The sequence below is a fragment of the Candidatus Saccharimonadales bacterium genome (assembly GCA_035758565.1).
Lineage (GTDB): Bacteria > Patescibacteriota > Saccharimonadia > Saccharimonadales > UBA10212 > DASTXL01.
The window spans coordinates 326,228-348,428 of the sequence record DASTXL010000001.1 but is presented as its reverse complement, the minus strand read 5'-3'; the positions used below and the strand labels follow the sequence as shown (position 1 = coordinate 348,428).

Genomic DNA, 22,201 nt, shown 5'->3' with positions numbered 1-22,201 from the left:
TGCTATAATCTAAGGAGCCTTTAAGGAAAACAGACATGACCAATTTCAACTTCGTCGTTAACTCGCATAATATTGAGCAGATTTTCATATACGGCTTTCTGGGCTTTCTTGTTAGCATGATTCTTACTCCGCTTTATACGACAGCGGCCTTTCGCGGGCAATGGTGGAAAAAAGCTAGAACCACAACCATGACAGGAGAGAAGGCTACTGTTTACCAAAAATTACATGCCGCCAAACATCAGCGCAACATTCCAACTATGGCTGGTGTTATTTTTGTCGTTGCTACTATAGTCGTAACAGTGGTAGATAACTTGAGCCGTGATGGCACATGGCTGCCTTTAGCCGCAATGGCAGGAGCGGGGCTTATTGGTCTAGTCGACGACGTCATCAATATTCACAGTATCGGCGGCGGTATTGCCGGAATGCGAGCCAAAGTTAAGTCTCTATTTTTACTTTTGATAGCCTTGGTAGCCGGTTGGTGGTTTTATTCCAAGCTGGGTGTGACCAGCATTGATATACCTTTCTGGCACGCTTTGCATATTGGTATTTGGGTTATTCCTCTGTTTATGCTGGTACTTTATTCGACTGCCAATGCCGTAAATATTACCGACGGTCTGGATGGGCTAGCCGGCGGGTTGAGTGCGATTGCTTTTGGCGCCTACGCCATAATTGCCTTGCTAGAAGGCAAGTACGCAGTCTCTGGTTTTTGTATGACGATTGTCGGCGGCCTACTTAGCTACACGTGGTTCAATATTTATCCGGCTAGATTCTTTATGGGTGATGTTGGTTCGTTCGCGTTAGGCACTGCGCTTGGTGTGGTGGCCATGCTAACCAACACGGTTTTACTCCTGCCGATTATTGGAATCGTGTTTGTAATCGAAACCGGTTCGGTAGTTATTAATATAACCAGCAAAAAATTTAGGAACGGCAAAAAAGTTTTTCTGTCTAGTCCTATACATCATCACTTTGAAGCAATCGGTTGGCCAGAAACTAAAATTACCATGCGCTTCTGGGTACTCGGCCAGATAGCGGCGTTCGCTGGCATTATAGTTTATATTCTTGGGAGCAGGTAACGGTGGACGGTCGGCCCCGACGAAGCGCCATCAGGTCGCAAGCGGGCGAAGGCTCCAGGCGACACAAGCCCGACTATTGGATTTTGATTTTAAGCGCCTTATTAATGGTGATCGGATTGGTGGTCGTTTATTCAATCAGTCCGGCGTTGGCTGTTAGCCAGCACATTAGTCAGAACTACTTCATAACCAAACAATTAATAGCCGTAGGCTTGGGCGCGGCTACCTTTGCCTTGGCGGCGCACATACCTGTTGAGATTTGGCGTAGGTCGGCTAAGCCGTTAGCCATTGCGGCAATTATCGGCTGCCTGATCGTAATGGTTACCCCCATAAATGCTGCCTATCCGGCACATCGATGGATTAGACTAGGTAGCTTTTCGTTCCAGGTTGCCGAGCTCATAAAGGTAGCGCTTTTAGTATGGATGGCTAGTTTTTTGACTACTCAATGGCGGGCAGGAAAACTGGGTGATTTCAATGCAACGTTTAAGCCGTTACTATTCTTGCTACTGGGTCTGGGTCTTGTAGTAGCCAAATTCCAGAGCGATCTTGGGTCGACTGGGGTCATGCTGGCTATGATGGCGGCTATGGCCTTTAGCGTTGGGGTGCCGCTGAAACGAATCGCGATGATTGGCGGCTTGATAGTTATTCTTCTTGTATTAGCCATTTCTTCAAGCGCCTATCGTCGGGAAAGGCTCGCTACCTATTTGCACCCCGAAACGAATTGCCAGAGCACTGGCTATCAAGAGTGCCAGGCTCTAATTTCGGTGGGCTCGGGTGGTTTATTTGGGCTCGGGTTGGGTTATAGCGTGCAAGCTTACGGTTATTTGCCAGAAGCCTCGAACGACTCAATTTTCGCTATCATCGCTGAGAAGTTTGGCTTCATTGGCACTGTAGTTTTGCTGGTAATTTATGGAGCTTTCATAACTCGTTTTAAATACATTGCCGAGCGCACCACAGACCAGTTCAGTCGACTTATTACCATTGGCGTTATGGCCTGGTTATCGGTACAGATGATAATCAATGTCGGAGCTATGACGGGCCTACTGCCACTAAAAGGCATAACGTTGCCGCTTGTTAGCCAGGGTGGTACCAGTCTAATATTTCTAACAGGGGCTCTGGGACTGATTTTTCAGATTTCACGGTATACTAGTTACAGAGTAACCGAACCGCAAGGTAGTAATGAAAAAATCGCAGGTAATAGTATTGACGGGCGGCGGATCGGGCGGGCATATAACTCCGCTATTGTCACTCGCCCACGAACTTAAACAGCTCGACTCTAATTGCGAGATTGTCTACATTGGCCATAAGGGCGATAGATTCGACAGCTTGCAAACTAGCTCAGCCGATTTTGATTTTATGAGCTTTATTGATAGTGGCAAGTTTCGTCGCTACCACAGCGAGAGCTTGTTGTCTCATTTGCTCGATTGGCGAACAATAGTCCTGAATATACGTGATTTTTTCAAGGTTATTGCGAGCATCGGCTCGGCCATAAAAATTCTGCGTAAAGTCCACCCGGATGTTGTTTTTAGCAAAGGCGGATTCGTAGTGGTGCCGGTAGGAATTGCTGCTAAGCTTCTAAGAATCCCAATTGTGACCCATGATTCTGATAGCGTCCCGGGGCTAGCTAACCGAATTGTTGGCAGGTGGGCGGTGGTTAATGCCACCGGTATGCCGGCAAGATACTATCACTACCCCAAAAATAAAATTAAATACGTGGGCGTACCTGTATCTTCGCCCGACATTAAATCGGTAGGTGCAACTAGCTTAGCTAAATTTAAAACGGCCATAAAATTGCCGGCTGCCAGCCAAGTTCTGTTGGTGGCGGGCGGAGGCAACGGCTCAAAGAAACTTAATGATCTTACTACCCTAGTTGCGCCGCACTTAATGAAGAGTAATTTGGCGCTGCATATTATCCACTTCAGCGGGTCTGCCCATGAACAAGCTGTTAAAAAGGCTTACGAAGATCTGCTAGACCCGACAGAACTCAAAAGGGTAAAAGTATTTGGCTTTTCTTCAGACTTTTACAAATATCAAGCGGCAGCCGATCTTATATTCAGTAGAGCGGGGGCAACATCATTGGCTGAATACGCGCTCTTCAATAAAGCCTGCATAATCATACCGAGCCCATTCTTGACTGGCGGGCACCAACTAAAAAACGCCGAGGAGCTATCGGCACACGATGCGGCCGTTGTTCTGCCAGAAGAAACCGAACCAGACGAGCTCCTGGCGGTCATAAATGAACTTTTAAGTGACGACCACCGTCGCTTTCAACTCGCCAAGAATTTAGCAAAACTGGCCAAGCCAAACGCCGCTAAAGATTTAGCTGTCGTTATTGCAAATGTTGCCAAAAAAGGCAAAGTGTAGCTATGCACGAGGGTGGTAACGGTAGGACCCGGATAAAAGCGCGCGCTCAACGCTCATCAATGACCAAGTACTACCGTGGCACACCAAAAGACAGCAGCCCGTTTGTTAGCAAGGTACCAAAGATCTCTTGGCACAAAAGGTTTGCCCAGTACTTTGACTGGCTTTTTGTTTTAGTGATTGTTTTTTGCTTTGTTTACAGCTTGATTGTTAAACCTGATCCTAAAGTTATTGTCAGCAGCAGCATTTATCGACCAGCATCGGCTTATCAGTCAGCGGCAGCCGTTAAGTTAAAAAGTATCAAAGACCGCACCAAGCTTAGTTTTGACGAGACTAGTTTGGTGAGCGACCTCAAGAAAGAATTCCCCGAGATATCCTCGGCTGATGTAGAGTTGCCCATAATTGGCCAAAAGCCAATTATCCATTTGACCATCGCTACCCCCAAGTTCTTATATAGGAATCAAAGCCAAACCTACGTTCTGTCTTCGGATGGCGTGCTGGTAGCAAATGCCGCGTCTTTGTCTTCCGCTAAGTCGTTGCCGCTGATAGACGATCAGAGTGGCTACCGTGCCAAGCTTGGCCAGGCGGCTGTTAGCGCCAGCGAAGTGGATTTTATCGCTCAGGTGGTAGCACAGTGCCAGAGGGCAAAGGTGCCTATAAAGTCGCTCGTTCTGCCGGCGGCTGCCCAAGAATTAGACCTCAAAACTTCTGATAAAAATTATCTTGTAAAATTCTATATCGGTGGCAACGCCACGCTGCAAAGCGGGCAATTCTTGGCCGCTAGACACCAATTTGCTGCCGAACATCAGGACCCCGCCCAGTATCTTGATGTTCGAGTGGCAGGAAAAGTTTTTTACAAGTAGCTTAAAGTTAATAATCTAACAGCGTGTAGACGGTTAGATCTTCTACATTGTTTATTTAGCAAAGGGGGGATTTTTAATGGCGAAGTATGGCAAAAAGGCTCAAGACGAAGTAGAACAAGCGATGCACGAGCATAAGCATCAGGGCAGGTATAAAAACAAAAAACAAGCGGTAGCGGTCGGCTTGTCTAAAGCCCGACGCGAAGGCGGCAAAGTTCCACCGTCTAAGGATGATTAAACGCGGGAATTCTCACAGAGAGGCAGCGTTAGTTGCGGGATACTAGGATTGCAATTAAGGAGGCATTGCCTATGAGCAAGGAGAACTCCGAAATTGACAGAGTGGCGCCCCTTAAAACCTAAGGGGCGCCTACTAGGTTATTTGAGCAAGGGACCTAATCGGTGACGGTAACAGATCCGGTCATTTCGGGGTGAATCGAGCAGTGATAGTTAAAGGTGCCCGTTTCGTTAAAGGTAAAAGAGTAGCTTTTACCACTAGCTAGCGGTGGAGCGCTCGGCCCGTTCTTGCCATCATTTTCGGTTACGGTGTGCTCAATGGAGTCGTTATTGGTCCATGTCACCGTAGTGCCTTTTTTGACGGTAATATCAGCCGGACTGAAGGCCATGTTCGCAATACTAACTTTGTTGGTCGCAACTGGCGTGCTGCTGGAATTGTTATTTGAGTTATTTGTTTGAGAGGACGTGGAGGAATTTGTATTCGAACCATTATTGTCTTTGTTGCCTCCAGAACCAAAGATCGCCCATGCCGCCACCGCGATAACTATTACTGTAAGCAGTAGAACTAAAACTCGATTACGCATAATGACCCTCCTTATGTTACTTACTGCTAATTATAGACTCGAAAATATTTAATGCTATACTGATCTAGTGATTAAAGCTAATGGTTTAACCAAATCATACCGCAGCCGAAATTTTCGTGATAAAAAATTAGCGGTCGACAACCTGTCTTTTAACGTTGAACCGGGTAAAGTTACTGGCTTTTTAGGACCTAACGGCGCTGGTAAATCAACAACCATGCGTCTGATGCTCGGTCTAGATTATGGCAACGGCAGCGTCACTTATGACGGAAAAAAGCTTAACGAATACGAGCAGCCTTCTAAAGTAGTTGGCATTCTCTTGGAGGCTAAGGCCTTTCATCCTACGCGTACGCCCGTAAACCACCTCAAGGTTTTAGCTGCCGCCGGCAACATTCCTTACAGCCGTGTTGACGAAGTCTTAGATATCGTCGGTCTTTCCGATGTTGGCAAAAAATCTCCTGGCAAATTTAGCCTTGGCATGAGCCAGCGCTTGGGTATTGCCGCGGCCTTGCTGGGCAAGCCTAAGTACCTGATTTTGGACGAGCCAGCCAACGGTCTCGACCCCGAAGGCGTAGCTTGGCTGCGTCAGTTCATAAAAGATTATGCCAAAGACGGCAACGCCGTTTTTGTGTCGTCTCATTTGCTTAGCGAAATGTCACAAATGGCCGATAACGTAGTTGTAATTGGCAAGGGCAAACTAATAGCCAGCGGATCTGTAGAGAAAATAATCGCCGGTAGTTCGCATACTGGTATTTTTGTTAGATCTACTAACTCCTCCAAGCTAGAGGAATTGCTGCGTAATAAGAAGTTTGACTATGAAAAAACTGCCGGCGGCTTTAGTGTCTCCGGAGTTAAAACTGACGAAGTCGGTAAACTGGCATTTGGTGCGGGCTTAACTGTTCTAGAGTTATCAAAGCGCGAAGCCTCACTTGAAGAAGCCTTCTTAGAATTAACAGAAGGTTCTGAAGAATATACCTCGCACAAGGGGGTTAAATAATGAAAACAGCCCTACGCTCAGAATTCAAAAAACTCCTCAGTGTCCGTTCGACTTATATTCTAACGGGTATCTCAATAGCTCTAGTAATTTTGTTTGCTTTCTATATTCAAGGCTTTCGATTGACGGCAGCTGACTACAATAAGCCAGACATGCTTTCTACTGCGGTGTCAGGAGCCGTGACAAGTGTAGCAATTTTTGGCGCCCTTATTGCCATCTTGTTGATGACTCACGAGTATCGTTACAACACTATTATGTATACTTTGACCAACAGCAGTAGCCGCAGCAAGGTTCTGCTGGCTAAAGTACTAGCTATCAGCACGTATGCGTTGGTTGTGACGGCTTTCTTAGCTGTCTTGTCGCCAGTAATGACTTATCTAGGAGTGCATGCTGCCGGCCATACTCCGGCTCATCAGGTGCTACATTACGGTGATTTAGCCTGGCGTAGCCTGTTTTATGGCTGGGGCTATAGCATGGCCGCTTTGTTGATTGCTACCTTGGCGCGTAATCAAGTAGGGGCTATCGCTTCGTTGTTTATTGTTCCGGGTGCCATAGAACAATTACTTGGACTATTGCTAAAAAGCAACGCCGTCTATTTGCCGTTCACTTCTTTGAGTCAGGTATTCAGCGAACAGACTATCAAAGGTGGCTCGCTTTCACCAGGGAAGGGGGCGCTAGTGTTTAGTCTCTACTTGGTAGTGGGATGGCTGATTGGCTGGAGTTTGTTCTTGCGTCGAGACGCCAACTAGGCCAACAGAGCCCTTTGTTGTAAAATATAAACACTATGCAAATACAAAAACATGATGAATTTTCTGTGATACTGCATCTTGACGAGCAAGCAAGCAGGGATTTAGAGCGCGTCAGGCAATTAATGCCGGCTTCGCCTTATAGAGACGACCCGCCGCACGTAACTCTGCTGCAAGGCATACATCCGAGCGTGACTATGAGCGACGAAGAAATTCTAAGAGCCATAACTCCGGCTCTTAACCGTTTGATCAAACCCGAGGCGCACGTTCGCGTAAGTTATTTATCGAATTTAACAGGCGGGCCCTATAAAATTACCAGCGCCATAGTCATGGCCATGTCATCGGTGTTAGGGCGCGAACACATCAGTTTGCTGGCGCACCTGAGGGGCGGCGGCTTTGGGCTCAGCTCCAATGCCATGTTTTATTATCCGCACGCTAGCGTTCGCCTCGGTGTTCCTTTTGATGCACGGTCGCTGGAGCTGGCGTCAGAGCTATTTCCTAAGGGGCGGGGGATTGAGTTGGTGAGTTGGGAGGTGCTCAGGTTAACTTCCACCTCTAAGCGCCGGCCGTTTCACGAGCTAGTCACTAAATAGTTAAAAGTGTGATTATGATCACTATCTCTTCTCTCTCGTGTTCGTATTTTGTTTAATCTCATCTTTAATGCTAATGATCGACTGGTGGGGAGCAAGGCTGTCTTTTTCACATAAAGTCAAATAGAGCAATAAATCAGGGAAAAAGGGAAAATATATAAAAACAATACGAAATAACACAAAAGTCAAACAATGTACTTACTGTGGATAACTTTGGCCAGGGTCACAACATGACTATCGATAATAGATGGCGGGTTTGTCTGTAGACCAACGTATAAATATAATGCGGTACGATTATATAAAAGAGCGGTAAATAATCTAATTATTAGCCATTTATTAAAAACACCCCTGTTATTCGGGGTATAGTTCATCATCTCCACATAAGATATATAGAGTCGCAAAATATACATTGTGCGACATTCTGTTTATCTCTGACTTTATGCTACTCTACTGCTTCCGGCCGCTCTATTTTTCGAAATCTTTTTAAATTTATTTATTGCTTATGGTTTTTCGCTGCCCTACGTCGACACAGACCCAGCGCCTTGTTTACTAGATTGCCATATGTGCAATCTAGTATGTTCGCAAAATGTTCTGTTTTGACTTGATTAGTATTTATAAGCTAGCGGAGCTTAACTGTCTCTTCGGTAACTTCTGCGGGAGTTGCCTCTTTGGGCGCGGTCGCAGCGGTTTTTGCTTTAGAGCCTTTGCCGCGGCGCCCTCTGCGCCTTTTAGATGTTTTTGCGACCTCAGCGGTAGTAGTAGATCCCGCTTGTTCGGCTTGGTTTTGCTTTGAGCCACCATCACCAGTTGCCAATAGATTAGTAACAGCTTTGCCTATCAGATGTGTGGGGCTGGCTTTAGACGCCTCGATCACGCGAGCCCGGGCTTTAGGTCTTAGATTATCGCCGGCTGCGGGAACTTCTGGCAACAGCGGAGCTGTATTAAGCCCGGCGCGCTCACGTACAGCCTCCTCGACTTCTTGGCGGCGTCCAGAATATCTTTGCCTGGACAGCTCGATAATTTGCTTAGTTACGTCTTCTGGCGGCTGGGGCAAGTTTAGGGTCTTAGCCGAAAACGCGGGCGCCTTTTCGCCGTTTATCATCATAGTCGTCACGAAGAACCGGGAATGCTGTTGTATGAGATCAGCAGCTTCAAACTGCGGCTCAAAATACTTCTGCAAGAACGGTGCATCATCTGGACTGATTCTAAAAGACACAATCGTGCCCACATTGCCAAATACAGCATCGCGTACAGCCTCGCTCATCTGAGAAATGTACTGGTTGGCTACAGTTAGGTTTAGGCCGTACTTTCGGGCTTCGGACAGGATAACCGCAAATGAATCGGTGGCAAAGTTCTGAAACTCGTCAACATATAGGTAAAATGGCCGGCGTTCGTGCTCGTGCATGTCAGCTCTACCCATGGCGGCTAACTGAATTTTGGTGACCATCATGGCACCCAAAATACCGGCGTTATCTTCGCCCATCAAACCGCGACTAAGATTAACTACCAAAATCTTGCCCTCGTCCATGATCTTTCGGATGTTAAAGGTGCTCTTTGGCTGGCCAATAATATTCCTGATCATTGGGTTCGCCGTAAAGGCGCCGACCTTGTTGAGGACCGGGGCTACGGCTTCGGCGGCGAACTTATCATTCCAACTGGCGAATTCGGTTACCCAGAAGTTCTTAACTACTGGGTCATCGATGTAACTAATCACGTCTTTTCTGAATTTCTTGTCGGTCAGCATTCTTGTAATGTCGAGCATGGTTGAGTTCGGATAATCAAGCAGAGCTAGCAAAGTATAACGCAAGATATATTCCAGGCGCGGCCCCCAGCTATCGGCAAACAGTCTTTTTAGGACGCCAACCAATTCTGAGCTTATATGGCCTTTGAGCGATGGATCGCTGATTTCTAATGGATTGAAGCCAATCGGGAACTCGGTGTCGGCCGGATTAAAGTAAATTACGTCGTCGAGCCGGCGTTCTGGTATAAAGCGCAAAATATGTTGGGCGTAGTCACCGTGCGGGTCAATAACAGCGAATCCTTGATCGTAATAAATGTCAGACAAAGTTAAAAGCTCCAAGCCGCCGGACTTACCGGTACCTGTCTGGCCCAGAATGTAAACGTGCCGCCCGCGATCGGCCCTTAAGATGCCAAAAATAGTATTATCACCGCGGAAGTTGGTCACGCCAAATAGACTGATCTCGTCTTCCATGCCCGGCTGGGCAATGGGTACATTACTGGGTGGTTCAGCCGTTTTAGTGGTTGCCCAAACTATGTTAGGAGTTTCTACCGAGGTGTGCGGCAGGTGGAATAGGCTGGCCAGCTCTTCTATGTTTAATATAAAGCCCTTGGTAATAAAAAACCTGGTTTGGTATTCGAGTTGCTTATCACGGCTGAAACTGGGGTTTTTAGCGGCAAAACCGTTGAGATTAGTGCTATTAAACTGCTTAAAAGCACCCACCAGAGCCTGCATGCGGAGTTTGGCGGTGTGTTGGTCGTGGCCCGCATAGAGCAAGCGAATTTTAACTTCGTAGCCTAGCTTTTTACTCTTCTCTTCTATGGCGGTGATGCGACCTTTGTCGCGTTCAGAAATTTCAGGCGCCTTACTCTCTCCGCTACCAGTTGGTGGGCGAACTAAAGCGGCTAGCGCTTCACCGGCATAGCCGAGCATAGAGCCCCCTGCTCCGCCTAAGATACCGCTGCCGCGCTTGATGCGGGCAACGTCTTTTGCTCCTTTGCGGTGCCAATCATCGTGGATGGGCCGGGCCATGATTTGAATCCACATTTCTTCATCTTCACGATCAAGCTTGGCCAAAGTGGCGGTGATAGCGGCTAACGGGTCAACTTCAAAGCTTGGGAAGGTCTTGATAGGTATAGTTTCGGCATCAACTAAGCTTAGCTCGCTAGTGTGGATGACCGTTTGGTGAAGCCGGCGTTCGGCATAATCTTCTTGCTGCTCAAAGATCTGCACAGTTGGATACTGGGCATAAATCTGACCCTCTACGAAGGCTTGCAAGTGCTTAGGAGTCCAAATATAAAAACGAATTCGCTGGCCAATGGCGGCAACTTCCAGACTAATGTGTTCCTGAAGCGTGCCAGACAGCCTAAGCTCCTTTTTGGAGCGCAAAATTCCGTGCAGCGCCGCTAGCATTTGCTCGGCGGCCAACTCCTTTTTGTCGTTAGTTCGCGGCACCTCCAGCATCAATAAGCAATGCTGGTGGGACTGAGCTATTTTGTTTCTTCCACCTAATATCATGACTACTGTTTTATTATACACTTTTAGCCTAGCTAAAAGTGGAGCGTGGCGCCAACTAGTCGGCCAGCGTGTAGGTGGCTTTAGCTACCCGCTTAAACTGGGGTTTGCCCTGCAAGTTCAAAAGAATAGTTGTTTCTTTAACGTGACGACTTTTTAGTACGCGCTTAACAATTTCGTCGCGGTGTAATGGGCCGCCTTCTTTTCTCAAGATTTCGGCAATTACGTCGGATACGGTGCCCTTTTTGTAGCCCCATTCCTTGAGGGCGTAAATTCCGCGGCCGATCAAGACGAAACGACCATCTTTAATTAGTTCGTTGTGAATAGCTTGGGTCGTCACATCTTTGCGCTTTAAGTCGCTAGATTGAATAGCCTTGGCAATCTCGCTAAAGTGCATAGGCTTCTTGTTATCGTGCAAGATAACGTAAATCTTATCGCGGATATTCTTTGGATTTACCATTGGCCATTTAGTTAGGCCCCAGCGGCCGTGTAGGCTGGCGATGTTCTTGGATACACTGGCTAGAGCCTCAACGTGTCTCGGATCGCTGCTCCCTACTTTGTCGGCAACCTTTTCAATTTCGGTCGGTTCGCCAATGCCATTGATGGCTTCGATGATTTTGTTAACCTGATCACGGATAGCCTTTTCGGTGTGCTCCGCGGCCAGCCCAATAGAGTGGAAGAAGTGGTCGTTGTCCTCTATGACCGCAATGCCTGGGGCTAGGCTAGCTAAGAAGGCCACGCGGGCCTGATCTATTTTGTTGGCTTCTGGTGTCAGCTTAGCAGTGATGTCGCTAATTCGGGCAACTTTACCCATTTGGCCCAAGTGGTCGCTAAGAAGGGTTTCAACTTCTTTGATGTGTGGTAGATCGTTTTGCGCTGAAGCCTTCAACTTGGTAATCACCGCCTTCTCCAGTTGGCGGACGCGCTCGCGAGTAATACCTAGGAGCTCGCCAATCTGTTCCAGAGTTTCACGGCGGTCAAACAAGCCAAAGCGGCGGGCAATGATCTCTCTTTCCCGCTCACGCTCAATAGTGCCAAGGATGTCTTGGACCGTTGATTCCAGATTAAATTGCGTTGAATTTTCTTCCATAAAAATTTTAAAATAACTCCTTAGCGAACTCGAAGTTTTCTTAATTATAAAACCTTAATTTTCAAAAGTCAAACACTTTATTGATATGTTTATTGTATCACAAATTAGACCTTTTTGCCTAAAAAAGTCCTAGTTTTCTTATGCTTTTTTGCTACGGCGACGAAACCTAGGTTTATCGGGCGCTTTATCCAGTAAATTTTTGGCTTCGGCTTCGCTAAGCTTTTCGGCGTCAGTATCTTTTGGTATGCGGGCATTCTTTTTGCCGTCACTTACGTATGGGCCGTATGGGCCGCGCAATATCTTTATGACACCAAAGTCAGCGATGGTTCGTTCTCTGGCCTTCTTTTCTTGTTCGGATAAGATCTGGCGGGCTTCTTTTTCTGTTACCGAAAAAGGATCGTGACCCTTGATGCTCGTGAACTTACTTCCAACTTTTAGATATGGTCCAAAGCGGCCAATATCAGTAATAATCACTTCTCCTTGCTCTGTTTTGCCAACTTCGCGTGGCAATTGAAACATTGGCAATGCTTGTTCTAGGGTGATGTCTTCCATACGCACCCCGTTAGGCAATGGTGCGAAACGGAGCTTTTGGTCTTCGTCTTCGCTGTCGCCAAGCTGGAGCACCGGGCCGTAGCGGCCAAAACGAACTACCACCGGCAGTTTGGTTTTTGGATCTGTTCCAAGTTTGCGGGCCTGGCTGGCTTCGGCCCGACTAGCCCCTTCCGATTTTTCAACCAATGGATGGAATTGAGTGTAAAAATCTTTTAAAGCTTCTTGCCATTGGCGCTTGCCCTCAGCAATAGTATCGAATTCTTCTTCGGCGCGGGCGGTAAAATCATAATCAACAATATTGCCAAAATACTTCATTAAAAAGTCGGTCACTACTTCGGCTAAGTGGGTTGGCAATAGCTTGCTGCGGTCGGCGCCAACTTTCACTGTCTCGGTTTTTTCTTCAATCTTGCCGCTATTTAGCGTAATTTCCTGAATAGTCCTATCCTCGCCCTCTAAATCAGCCTTTTCTATGTAGCCACGGTCTTGAATGGCACTGATTGTGGGGGCATAGGTGCTTGGGCGGCCAATACCGAGCGCTTCTAGCTTTTTAACGAGGCTGGCCTCGGAATAGCGGGCGGCCGGGCGGCTGAAAGTCTCGACACCACTGGCGCTTTTAAGTGCCAAACTTTGGCCCTCTGTTACGGCTGGCAGTAGTTTATCTTCTTTGCCGCCGCCATAAACCTTCAAAAATCCTTCAAAACTTACAATCTCGCCAGTGGCTAAAAGTTTCTCTTTGCGAGTGCTTATATTGATGGTAATCTCAGTCTTTTGGACGTTGGCGGCTGCCATCTGGCTTGATAATGTGCGCCGCCAAATAAGTTCATACAATTTCTTTTGCTGGGCGTCGGCTCCGCGGCTCGGTTTGGTCAAATCTGTTGGGCGAATAGCCTCGTGGGCTTCTTGAGCGGACTGATTCTTGGTCTTGAATTGTCTTACTTTAGAATACTTTTCACCGTATTCGCGGGTGATGTACTCTTTGGCTGCGTTTATGGCCAAGCCTGACAAAATAGTGCTATCGGTGCGCATATAGGTGATGTGGCCAGCCTCGTACAAACGCTGGGCCAGGCTCATAGTCTGGCGCACGCTATAACCCAGCCTGCGGGCAGCTTCTTGCTGTAAGGTACTGGTAGTAAATGGCGCGCCGGGATTGCGTAGCCCCGGTTTCTGTTCAATACGCTCAACGCTAAACTTGGCACCCAGCAAATCTTCTAAGAATTTTTTGGCTGTGTCGTAACCATCTAATTTATCAGGCAGCTCGGCTGGTAATTCTTGGCCGTCGACGTTAAAAGTTGCCGAAATTTTGTAGCTGCTTTCCGGCTTAAAATCACGAATCTCACGTTCCCGTTCCACGATTAGGCGCACAGCTACACTTTGTACTCGGCCGGCGGATAAGCCAGTTCGGACCTTTTTCCATAAAACTGGGCTGAGCTCGTAGCCCACCAGGCGGTCCAATACTCGCCTGGCCTGCTGGGCGTCAACCAACTTCATGTCGATAGTGCGCGGCTTTTCAATAGCTGCCGTAATCGCTGGCTTGGTGATCTCGTGAAAAACAATTCGTTTGGTTTTTGCGGGGTCTAAGCCTAGAAGTTCGGCAATATGCCAAGCAATGGCTTCACCTTCGCGGTCTTCATCGCTGGCCAGCCAAACAGTTGCGCCGTGAGCCGCTTTTTTTAATTCGCTAACAACTTTCTTTTTATCTGGACTAACCTCATAAGTAGGCTCAAAATTTTTATCAATATCAACACCGATTCCCTTTTTAGGGAGGTCGCGGATGTGGCCAAAGCTGCTTTTTATTTCGTAATCGCTGCCCAAAAAACGGGCGATGGTTTTGGCTTTAGCTGGACTTTCTACTATTACTAGGTTCTTAGGCATAGGTTCTACGTATTAAGAGTTTAGGGAGCTTCTTATATATATGCAAATAAAAGGCTCAGTCGCTAATGCTAAACCCCAGATGCGCTTTTTACAAGCCGTTTTTTACGCAACAAGCCAATAACCGGCGCCAGCTGGACGAATATGGCCGTTAATTTCCAGCATTGTTAAGATAGTGGCCAAACTTGCACCGTCCAGAGATAATTCAATGGCTAAATCTTCTTGAGCGGTAATGCCGCTAGTGATTAATTCAAATACCGCTCTTTCTTGATCGTTGCCGCTAAATAGTCTTGGAATTTTTTGTTGCCCGATTTCCAACCCTAGGGCAAATAACACATCTTCGACGCCAGTAACCGGCACTGCACCGCTCTTGATTAAGTTATTAGCTCCCTCGCTTAATGGACTAGTGATATTGCCCGGTACGGCCATCACCGTTTTCCCTTGCTCCAGGGCAAAGCGAGCGGTGTGCAGGCTGCCGCTGGCGGCTGCGGCTTCGGTAATGACTAATACGTCGACAAGACCGCTAACTATTCGGTTGCGAGCAATAAAGTTTTGCTTATGGGGTGTTGCGCCAAGGGGGTATTCACTTACTAACGCTCCGCCATGGGCGATAATGCTCCGGGCCAAGCCAGCGTGACTAGCGGGGTAAATCTTATCCAGTCCGGCTGGCAAAATTGCTATTGTTTGACCTCCGACTTCTAAGGCTGCCTGGTGAGCAATCGAATCGACACCTAGCGCGAGTCCACTAATAACTACAACGCCATGCTTGGCAAGCTCTTTTGCCAGTTGGCTGGTAACTTCTCGGCCGTAAGCACTTACCTTGCGGCTACCAACAACAGCAACCCTCGGCAACTGTAGCCATTCTTCAGGGGTCGAGCCTAACCAGAATAGCTGTTCTGGAACGCTATGAATCTGCTTTAGAATAGCCGGAAAACTGGGGTCATCCCGCTTAAGACTATTGACTTTCATAGTTAATCATTAAGTAGTATTGACACAACGTAACTATTTTGCTAAAATTGCAACTCGTAAGTACAGTTTGTCTGAACTTACGCACCTTATACCCCCATTTCTAACATCTTGTTAGATTGTTTAAGAGCATCTAGATGAGGCAAAGTTGTACCCTCCACTTACCTTTCTAGCCCAGCACTTAGAATGCAGCGAAGACAAGTCTTCAACTTAGATAAAACTTTATATGGTTTCGGTTTAACTGTCCATAAAGTTTGAGCTACATAATGGCCGCGCCATTATCTGCATTCTAGGTGCTGGGAACTCTTAAACAAACTAACCCCTTTAACTTTCACCCCATGAAATTGCTTTGCAATTTAATGGGGACCCCAATTCAATGTGGGTCGGCGAGTCGTAAAAGATGGTCGTAAGACCGGCGCGGTTTTTGCTCCGAGGAGCCTCCGGACAGCTTCGCTTCATGGTGGGTTGAAGGGTGTATTTAAGGGACGAGCCAGGTGCTCGTCCCCTGGAAAGACTTCCGGCGGTGCCCACCCCCTCCGGAAGTCTTTCCAGTTTCGGAGTAGATTCTTTAAGTATAGAATCAGATACAAGATCTTAATTATGAGTAGCGTGAAGAATAAATTTGTCGGTTTTGCCATAGAGGCTCATAAATCTACTGCGCAAGAAATGTTGGATGAACGACCACATCGCAACGCGATGCTGCGTCTAGCTTTGGTCGGGGTTTATAAAACTATGAGCGCTCCAATTGTGGGTCAAGTTGAGCGATACCTTGGTGCTGAATTCTTTGGAATTGGTGGAGAACAAATAGCTTTCCGCAAGAGCGGCGAAGTCGTGAAAATATTACGATCCACCACCGGACTGCCGAAAGAGACGGCCGCAGAAGAAGCTAAATCGTATCAGAAACTCTCTGATATAGCTCAATCATTTATAGGTAATCGGTGGGTCGATACTACTTTCTCAGCCGAAAAGATGCCAAGAGTAATTGGCGGCTACGCTGTTGTTGCCGTTCAGCCGGAGGTTAATCCTATAAAGAGCCTACAATCTCCAGAAGAGCTGCTCTCCTACCCTGTTTCCTCAGAGCTACTTCGGCACCTTGGAGATATTGTCGAAAGCATCAAAGAACTTCACTGCGTAACAGGCATGTATCCCGATCTTTTCGGTCCTGGCAATGTTTTAATGGTTGGACCGCAAGGTTCAGAAGATCTCTCCATCGTAGACACTATCCCGGAAACACCAGGAAAGCTTGAAATGGCTATGGGGCCCGATCGTGGAGGGATAAGTCGCAGGCAAGCTCATCATGAAGCTATTGGGGCTTGGGGCGACTTCGTCAGGTCTAACTTAGAACGCTACGAGTCTCCGGCAGTAGTTTTCCATTAAAAATAAACTCGGTGATTATGGCGTTGGCTTCGCGTAGAACCTGTGGCAGCCGATCCTGCTCGTCTTTAGTAAATTTTCCCAACACAAAATCTGAAGTATCGGCTTTGCCGCTAAATTCATTGGCTACGCCAAGGCGCAAGCGGCCAAAGTCATCGCCAATATGCTGAATAAGCGACTTTACTCCATTGTGGCCGGCGTCGATACCACCAACCCTTGTGCGCAAGCTGCCAAATGGGATAGCCAGCTCGTCGTAAATCACCAGGGTGCTTTGATTATAAATCCTATAAAAATGCTGCACAGCCTGGGCGGACCAGCCACTGTTATTCATAAAGGTCGCCGGTTTACAAAGAATCACGCGGGTTTCACCCAAATTCGTAGAGCTAAGCTCGCATTTTAAATCTTTCTTGCTGATCCAGGCCGGGAAGTTGTTTTTATCTGCAAAGTAATCTAGCGCGACAAAACCAATGTTATGGCGAGTATTTTTGTATTCGTTCCCTGGATTGCCCAAGCCGATAATTAATACAGTTTTATTAGACCCCAAAGTGTAAAGCGGAGCGTTACTGGTGACGTTTGGTTTTTTTTGAAATAAAGCCATCTTCAGACTCTATCTTACAATAATCTGTTTCCGGTCGACACCGGTCCCGATGAAGTTGATGTCAATGTCCAACTGCTCCTCAATAAATCTTATCAATTTTTGAGCCTCCAGCGGCAGTTCGCTAAGCTCTTTCGCTGCCCTTACCCGCTCGTTCTTTTGCTGTGACCATAGACCAACTTCTTCGTAAGCTGGACGAGCCCTATCAAGCTCCTTAGAGTTGTTAGGCGCAACTGCAGTAGCGTGAGTTCCTTCTTCGTAGTCTATTTCGTAACCGACGGCTACTAGCATTGATCGGCCAAAAAGCGGTAATTGATCCAGCTTGGTCAGGGCCAGGCTGTTTATTCCGTTGGCCATTATCGAACGCCTCACTTCCGGCAGATCAAGATACCCTACTCGTCTTGGTCGGCCCGAAGTGGTTCCGTATTCGGCGCCCGGTTCTCCGCGTTTTTGTCTAAGACGATTGGCTAATTTTTGGTCATATATTTCCGTGGCCATAGGTCCGCCACCAACACGAGACTTTATGCCTTTCATCACGCCTATAACACTGCCGATTGATTGAGCGGGTATTTTTAGACCATCAACTATACCGCCAATACCGGTATGGGTTGACGATCCCCAAGGGTATGGCTGTTCGTTTATGTCTAGCCAGTGGCTTTGGGCGCCAGAGGCGAGAATTCTGCCGTTAACATCTAGTATTCTGTTTAAAAAGATCGTAGTGTCACCCTTATACTGCAATAGTTCCTTCGCGGCCTCTATCCACTCGCTGGCTTCCGCGACTGGGTTGTGTTCGTTTAGGCCAACGTAACGCCTGAGTTGCTGAAGGCCGTAGAGTTTTTCAATAATAACTTCACTAACAGCTTCTGGGCCTTCGGCTATCGTTTCAAGCTGAATGCCCTCGCGTTCGTATTTGTCGGCAGCCACATAGGCCAAGCCGCTTTTAGTGCTGCCTTGTTTCCCCCGACCAGCTTCTCTGATTTCGTCTCTACTGACATGAAAAGGCGTGATCAGATGAGTATTGTTGCTAATGAGCAGCTTGTCTGGGCCGACCCTATAATTTTTTATTTCGGCTGTCAGTTTAACTGGATCTACGACGGCGCCTGGCCCAATAACACTTTCGGCTCCTGGATATAGCGCGCCTTCCGGTAAGCCATGAAATTTATAAACTTTGCCGTCTACATAAATTGTATGACCGGCGTTGGGGCCGCCCGCGGCTCTGGCGACATAGTGGTACTCACCATTACTCATCAAAGCGTCGACAATCTTGCCCTTGCCTTCATCGCCCCACTGGGCACCAATGACGGCATCAACGTTTCGTGGAATGTTCCTCACAGGCAGCAGTTTACTACCTAAAAATTAGTTAAAGCAAGCAGAAGCGTTTAATGCTTCTCGATGAACCAGAATTTAAGCGGTGAACCGTCTAGGGGCCAAGTCTCGCGGAATTTGCGCTCCATGTAGCGCTTGTAGCTCCAATGCAAAAAACGCGTGTGGGCGCCAAAGACCTTGAAGCTCGGAATTGGGTTATCATCTTCCTGAACTATGTAGTTGAGCTTGGGCGAGCGGTTTTTAAGGCCGGCTGGCGGATGCTCGTTGACTACTCGGCGCAGCCAGTTGTTAAGCTCGGCGGTAGCGAAGCGTTGTTTCCTAACCTCGCTAATTTGAATTATCAGGTCGAAAATCTTGGTAACGTTTTGCCCAGTAACGGAGCTGGTAAATATCAATGGGGCCCACGGCACAAAGTCGAAGTTGGCGGCAATTTGTGGGGCGAGAGTATCGTGCGTGTAGGCGTCTTTGTCTAAACTGTCCCACTTAGCTACTACTAACACCAGACCCTTGCCGGCTTCTTTGATCATGCCGGCGATTTTCTGGTCGAGCTGTACGTTCAGTTCGCCGGCGTCCATTAATAGCAGGCAAACGTCCGCCTGCTCTATAACGGCTAGCGAGCGCAAAACACTAAAGTGCTCAGCTCCTCGCTCAACTTTGCCAGCCCGGCGTATGCCGGCGGTATCCATGAGTTCAATTTCCCGACCTTCATAGCGAATAACGGTGCGGTTTACATCCCGGGTAGTGCCTGCTCTATCCGCGACGATCGCTTGCTGTTTTTTAGCTAGCGCGTTGAACAACGATGACTTGCCAACGTTTGGCCGGCCAAGCAGGCCAACGCGGATACGATTATCATCCTCGTGAATCCTGCCTTTTGGCAGCTGCTCCGTAACGTAATCAAACAGATCGTCAATACCGATACGCTGAGTGACACTGGTGCCAAAAGCTGGCTTAATGCCTAGTCTCTGCCAGTCGCCCAAGTCAGCCCGTTTATTTTTGTCGAGCTTATTGACTACCAAAACGACCGGCTGGCGGCTTTTTAGAGCCATGCGGGCCACTCGACGATCTTCTTCTGTCGGCGGCACATCGGCTTCGACAACAACCAATATCATATCGGCAGTGGCAGCGGCTTCGCTGATCTGCTCTTGAATAGTTAACTCAAAATCGTCTTCGGCGGTTTTGAGGCCGGCTGTATCTACCAACCAGAAATCTTTATCGTTCCAGCTTGCCTTGGCCATTAAAGAATCGCGGGTGGTGCCGGGTTCGTCGGCGACAATCGCTTCCCGCTGGCCAATGATGGTGTTAAACAGACTGGACTTGCCCACGTTAGCCCGGCCGACAATTGCGACAATACTTGCTTTTTGACTGCTCATTGGTTCTATATTATACCTGTAAAATGAAAAATCCGCCTCTATAAGTTAGGGGCGGATTTTTACTGGTCTATTCAATTTAGATTGCGTTGCTTGTTGGATTTCCTGGCGCTGGCGGCGTTGCTGATGTGTCGCCTGCTGGCGGCATTGCCGAACCGTCTGCGGCTGGTGCCGGCGCGTCGGTTTGCGGCGGCACTACCGGCGGGTTATCAGCTGGCGGCGTTGCCGGCGGAACCACTGGTACATCGGTAGTTGCAGCTGGAGCCGTTAAATCGGGAGCGCCAGGAGTAGATACTGGATTATCTACTGGCGCACTTGGCGTGAATGCTGTGCCTGGATCCGGGGTAGTGGCTGGCGCTGGCGGGGTCATGCTATCGGCGGCAGGGGGAGTAGCACCATCAGTGGCCGGAGCGTTATTTACGAAATCATTAATTTGGCCTTGAACGGCGTTTTGCTCGTCGGTGGTGCTTTGCTGATCGCTACTGACACCTGAGTCTGGCGCGCCAGTTGCTGGCGGGGTCATTGGGTCCGCTGGTGGCGTTGGCGCCGGATCAGCGGCTGGTGTTGCCGGGTTAGTTGGCGTTGTTGGTTCTTCTGGCATTTTGCTCTCGCTTTCTTGGCTATTTTGTGAGGATGCACTAGCTTGTCCTGTTGCCGGTGCGGCACTGGCGCCGGTTGGCGGCAATACCTCGCGGATGACTCGGGCAAAATCTTCAAGCGTAGCCTGAGACTTCACTAGGTACTTTACCACGCCCAGTTTTTCGCCGCGAGACCGGTCTTCTGCTTGGCCTAACGCCGTCATCATTATGACTTTGGCGTCTTTACCCTCTGGGGTGGCTCGTAGATTCTCGATCATCTCAAAGCCCGACAATTTGGGCATCATGACGTCTGAGATGATTAGGTCGGGCTTGGTCTGCATGGCTACGGTTAGACCCTCTTCGCCGTTTCCGGCGGTGACGGTGTCGTAACCCTCAGCCTGCAAACGCATCTCGAAGATTTCTCTCAGATTATTGTCATCTTCTACGAGCAGTACTTTTGGCATCTAGCGATCCTGCTTAAGTTTATAGGCCAATTGTAACAACGTTGCTATTTAAAAGCTACCCTTATGCAACAGGGCTGGATATGCCGGCCTGGTTCTTTTGCATATTAAGAGCTTGCTCGGTGGTTAACCGGGGCAAGTTAATGTAAAAAGTACTGCCGTTGCTTAGGGTGCTTTCTACCCATATGCTGCCATTATAGAGCTGTAGAATTTTCTTGCAGATATAAAGGCCAAGCCCTGTTCCGCCGATGGTGCGCGTAGCTGTGTTATCGACACGGTAAAACTTCTGGAAAAGGTGCGGAATATCTTCTGACGGTATGCCAATGCCGGTATCGCTGACCTGGATTTGGATTACACTGCCATCACCTGTTAAACGGACCGTGATGGAACCTTGAGGGGTGTACTTAACGGCGTTATCGATTATATTTTGCAAAACTTCCGTTAGCCGGTTTGGATCAGCAAAACAATAATACAAAGGCTTTATTACCTTGCCGCCGGCCACGTCTTGCGGCGCGCTGACCGCGTAATTCAGTGCCAGGCTCTTTTCTTTGGCGCGGAAGCGCTCGCTCTCTACCACCTGAGTAAGTACTTCGCCCATCTCTACTACTACCGGGTAGCTGGTAATCCGGCCGTCCTCAGCCCTGGAGCTGGTCAAAAGATCTTGAAACAGCTGACCCAAGTGCTTGGTGGCGTCAGCCGCTTTTTGGATGTATTTTTGGGCGTTTGGGTCAATTTGGCTAATCTTTGGATTGAGCGCCAGGCTAAGGTAACCCTCGATGGCAGCCAGTGGCGTGCGCATTTCGTGAGAAGCGGTGCTGATAAAATCATTGCGCTGTTCTTCCTGCTCTTTTTCGCGGGTGACATCGCGAAAAATACCTACTACGTTGCCGGTCGGTGCGGCCTTCTCGTCTAGGATTGGCGAGACAACCAGTGAAATGGTCAAGGTTTTTCCACTTTTGGTAGCTAGGGTGGTGCTGGGGTTGCGCACGGCCTTGCCGCTGGCAATAGCCTGGGCAAAAGGATGCTGTTCGGCTGGCAGAGGGTGCCCCTTGGCGTCTATTAAGGGCAGCACGTGATAAATATCAGAGTTCACAGCCTCCTCAGCTTTCCAGCCCGTTAAAACGGCTGCCCCCGGGTTGAATAAGTTGACCCGACCATCACGGCTAGCTAGCACTACGCCGTCTTCGATAGCGCTAAGAATAAAATCAGAGCCTAGGCGGCTGTCTTTCTCTGCCTGTTCACTGACTGTTAGGCCGCCTTTTCTCTGATGAGCGGCCTTTAACTTACGAAATAACACCCTGTTTCACCCACCGTATAGCTATAAAGTTAATGCT

The 22,201-nt window shown here is 48.2% G+C and carries 19 protein-coding genes; 9 read left to right on the top strand and 10 right to left on the bottom strand.

The features are described from left to right. Positions 1–35 precede the first annotated feature (35 nt). The 5 genes from mraY to VFT49_01965 all read left to right on the top strand — a co-directional run bounded on the left by mraY (position 36) and on the right by VFT49_01965 (position 4,529). Complete coding sequence (gene mraY / locus VFT49_01985; GenBank protein ID HEU5004835.1) at positions 36–1,073, top strand: phospho-N-acetylmuramoyl-pentapeptide-transferase; 1,038 nt, start codon at positions 36–38, stop codon at positions 1,071–1,073. A 2-nt stretch (positions 1,074–1,075) separates the two neighbouring features. After that, on the top strand, positions 1,076–2,335 hold the full coding sequence (locus VFT49_01980) for a putative peptidoglycan glycosyltransferase FtsW (GenBank protein ID HEU5004834.1): 1,260 nt from the start codon (positions 1,076–1,078) through the stop codon (positions 2,333–2,335). Next, positions 2,250–3,434, top strand: coding sequence for a UDP-N-acetylglucosamine--N-acetylmuramyl-(pentapeptide) pyrophosphoryl-undecaprenol N-acetylglucosamine transferase (locus tag VFT49_01975; protein HEU5004833.1), 1,185 nt, complete (start codon positions 2,250–2,252; stop codon positions 3,432–3,434). The genes VFT49_01980 and VFT49_01975 overlap by 86 nt, the downstream gene beginning before the upstream one ends. A 59-nt stretch (positions 3,435–3,493) precedes the next feature. Then, positions 3,494–4,294: a hypothetical protein gene (locus VFT49_01970; protein HEU5004832.1), complete on the top strand. Its 801-nt coding sequence runs from the start codon at positions 3,494–3,496 to the stop codon at positions 4,292–4,294. Between the two features lie 76 nt (positions 4,295–4,370). Continuing rightward, a complete protein-coding gene (locus tag VFT49_01965) occupies positions 4,371–4,529 on the top strand; it encodes a DUF6496 domain-containing protein (protein HEU5004831.1) in 159 nt (52 codons plus the stop codon). Positions 4,530–4,683: 154 nt separating this feature from the next. On the opposite strand, the gene VFT49_01960 is transcribed toward VFT49_01965, so the two are convergent. After that, positions 4,684–5,109 (bottom strand): cupredoxin family copper-binding protein, encoded by a 426-nt coding sequence (locus VFT49_01960; GenBank protein HEU5004830.1) that lies wholly within the window; start codon positions 5,107–5,109, stop codon positions 4,684–4,686. A gap of 67 nt (positions 5,110–5,176) precedes the next feature. Between VFT49_01960 and VFT49_01955 the strand changes: the two genes are divergently transcribed. Genes VFT49_01955 through VFT49_01945 form a run of 3 tightly spaced genes read left to right on the top strand, consistent with a single transcriptional unit; the run spans position 5,177 to position 7,439 of the window. Further along, positions 5,177–6,103, top strand: a complete 927-nt coding sequence (locus tag VFT49_01955; protein ID HEU5004829.1) for an ATP-binding cassette domain-containing protein — start codon at positions 5,177–5,179, stop codon at positions 6,101–6,103. After that, positions 6,103–6,849, top strand: coding sequence for an ABC transporter permease (locus tag VFT49_01950; GenBank protein ID HEU5004828.1), 747 nt, complete (start codon positions 6,103–6,105; stop codon positions 6,847–6,849). Before VFT49_01955 ends, VFT49_01950 begins: the two co-directional genes overlap by 1 nt. Before the next feature lie 35 nt (positions 6,850–6,884). After that, on the top strand, positions 6,885–7,439 hold the full coding sequence (locus VFT49_01945) for a hypothetical protein (protein ID HEU5004827.1): 555 nt from the start codon (positions 6,885–6,887) through the stop codon (positions 7,437–7,439). A 616-nt stretch (positions 7,440–8,055) separates the two neighbouring features. Here VFT49_01945 and VFT49_01940 read toward each other — a convergent pair. From VFT49_01940 to dprA, 4 genes are all read right to left on the bottom strand, one after another. After that, the gene (locus tag VFT49_01940; protein ID HEU5004826.1) at positions 8,056–10,692 is read right to left on the bottom strand and encodes a type IV secretion system DNA-binding domain-containing protein; all 2,637 of its coding nucleotides are present in this window, start codon (positions 10,690–10,692) and stop codon (positions 8,056–8,058) included. Positions 10,693–10,747: 55 nt separating this feature from the next. Further along, a complete protein-coding gene (locus VFT49_01935; GenBank protein HEU5004825.1) occupies positions 10,748–11,779 on the bottom strand; it encodes a sigma factor-like helix-turn-helix DNA-binding protein in 1,032 nt (343 codons plus the stop codon). Between the two features lie 138 nt (positions 11,780–11,917). Beyond that, positions 11,918–14,203, bottom strand: coding sequence for a type I DNA topoisomerase (topA, locus tag VFT49_01930; GenBank protein HEU5004824.1), 2,286 nt, complete (start codon positions 14,201–14,203; stop codon positions 11,918–11,920). Positions 14,204–14,305: 102 nt separating this feature from the next. Beyond that, positions 14,306–15,169 carry a DNA-processing protein DprA gene (gene dprA / locus VFT49_01925; GenBank protein ID HEU5004823.1) on the bottom strand — a complete coding sequence of 288 codons (864 nt, stop codon included), beginning with the start codon at positions 15,167–15,169 and terminating at the stop codon, positions 14,306–14,308. 597 nt (positions 15,170–15,766) lie between these two features. Here dprA and VFT49_01920 point away from each other — a divergent pair. After that, a complete protein-coding gene (locus tag VFT49_01920; protein ID HEU5004822.1) occupies positions 15,767–16,543 on the top strand; it encodes a hypothetical protein in 777 nt (258 codons plus the stop codon). Here VFT49_01920 and pth read toward each other — a convergent pair. The 5 genes from pth to VFT49_01895 all read right to left on the bottom strand — a co-directional run bounded on the left by pth (position 16,500) and on the right by VFT49_01895 (position 22,164). Then, the gene (gene pth, locus VFT49_01915) at positions 16,500–17,138 is read right to left on the bottom strand and encodes an aminoacyl-tRNA hydrolase (protein HEU5004821.1); all 639 of its coding nucleotides are present in this window, start codon (positions 17,136–17,138) and stop codon (positions 16,500–16,502) included. The two genes, VFT49_01920 and pth, sit on opposite strands and share 44 nt — an antisense overlap. 9 nt (positions 17,139–17,147) lie before the next feature. Continuing rightward, the gene (locus tag VFT49_01910; GenBank protein HEU5004820.1) at positions 17,148–18,467 is read right to left on the bottom strand and encodes an adenylosuccinate synthetase; all 1,320 of its coding nucleotides are present in this window, start codon (positions 18,465–18,467) and stop codon (positions 17,148–17,150) included. Positions 18,468–18,514: 47 nt separating this feature from the next. Next, complete coding sequence (der, locus tag VFT49_01905; GenBank protein HEU5004819.1) at positions 18,515–19,831, bottom strand: ribosome biogenesis GTPase Der; 1,317 nt, start codon at positions 19,829–19,831, stop codon at positions 18,515–18,517. A gap of 76 nt (positions 19,832–19,907) precedes the next feature. Further along, positions 19,908–20,870, bottom strand: a complete 963-nt coding sequence (locus VFT49_01900; GenBank protein HEU5004818.1) for a response regulator — start codon at positions 20,868–20,870, stop codon at positions 19,908–19,910. Positions 20,871–20,931: 61 nt separating this feature from the next. Further along, on the bottom strand, positions 20,932–22,164 hold the full coding sequence (locus tag VFT49_01895; GenBank protein ID HEU5004817.1) for an ATP-binding protein: 1,233 nt from the start codon (positions 22,162–22,164) through the stop codon (positions 20,932–20,934). Between the last annotated feature and the right edge of the window lie 37 nt (positions 22,165–22,201).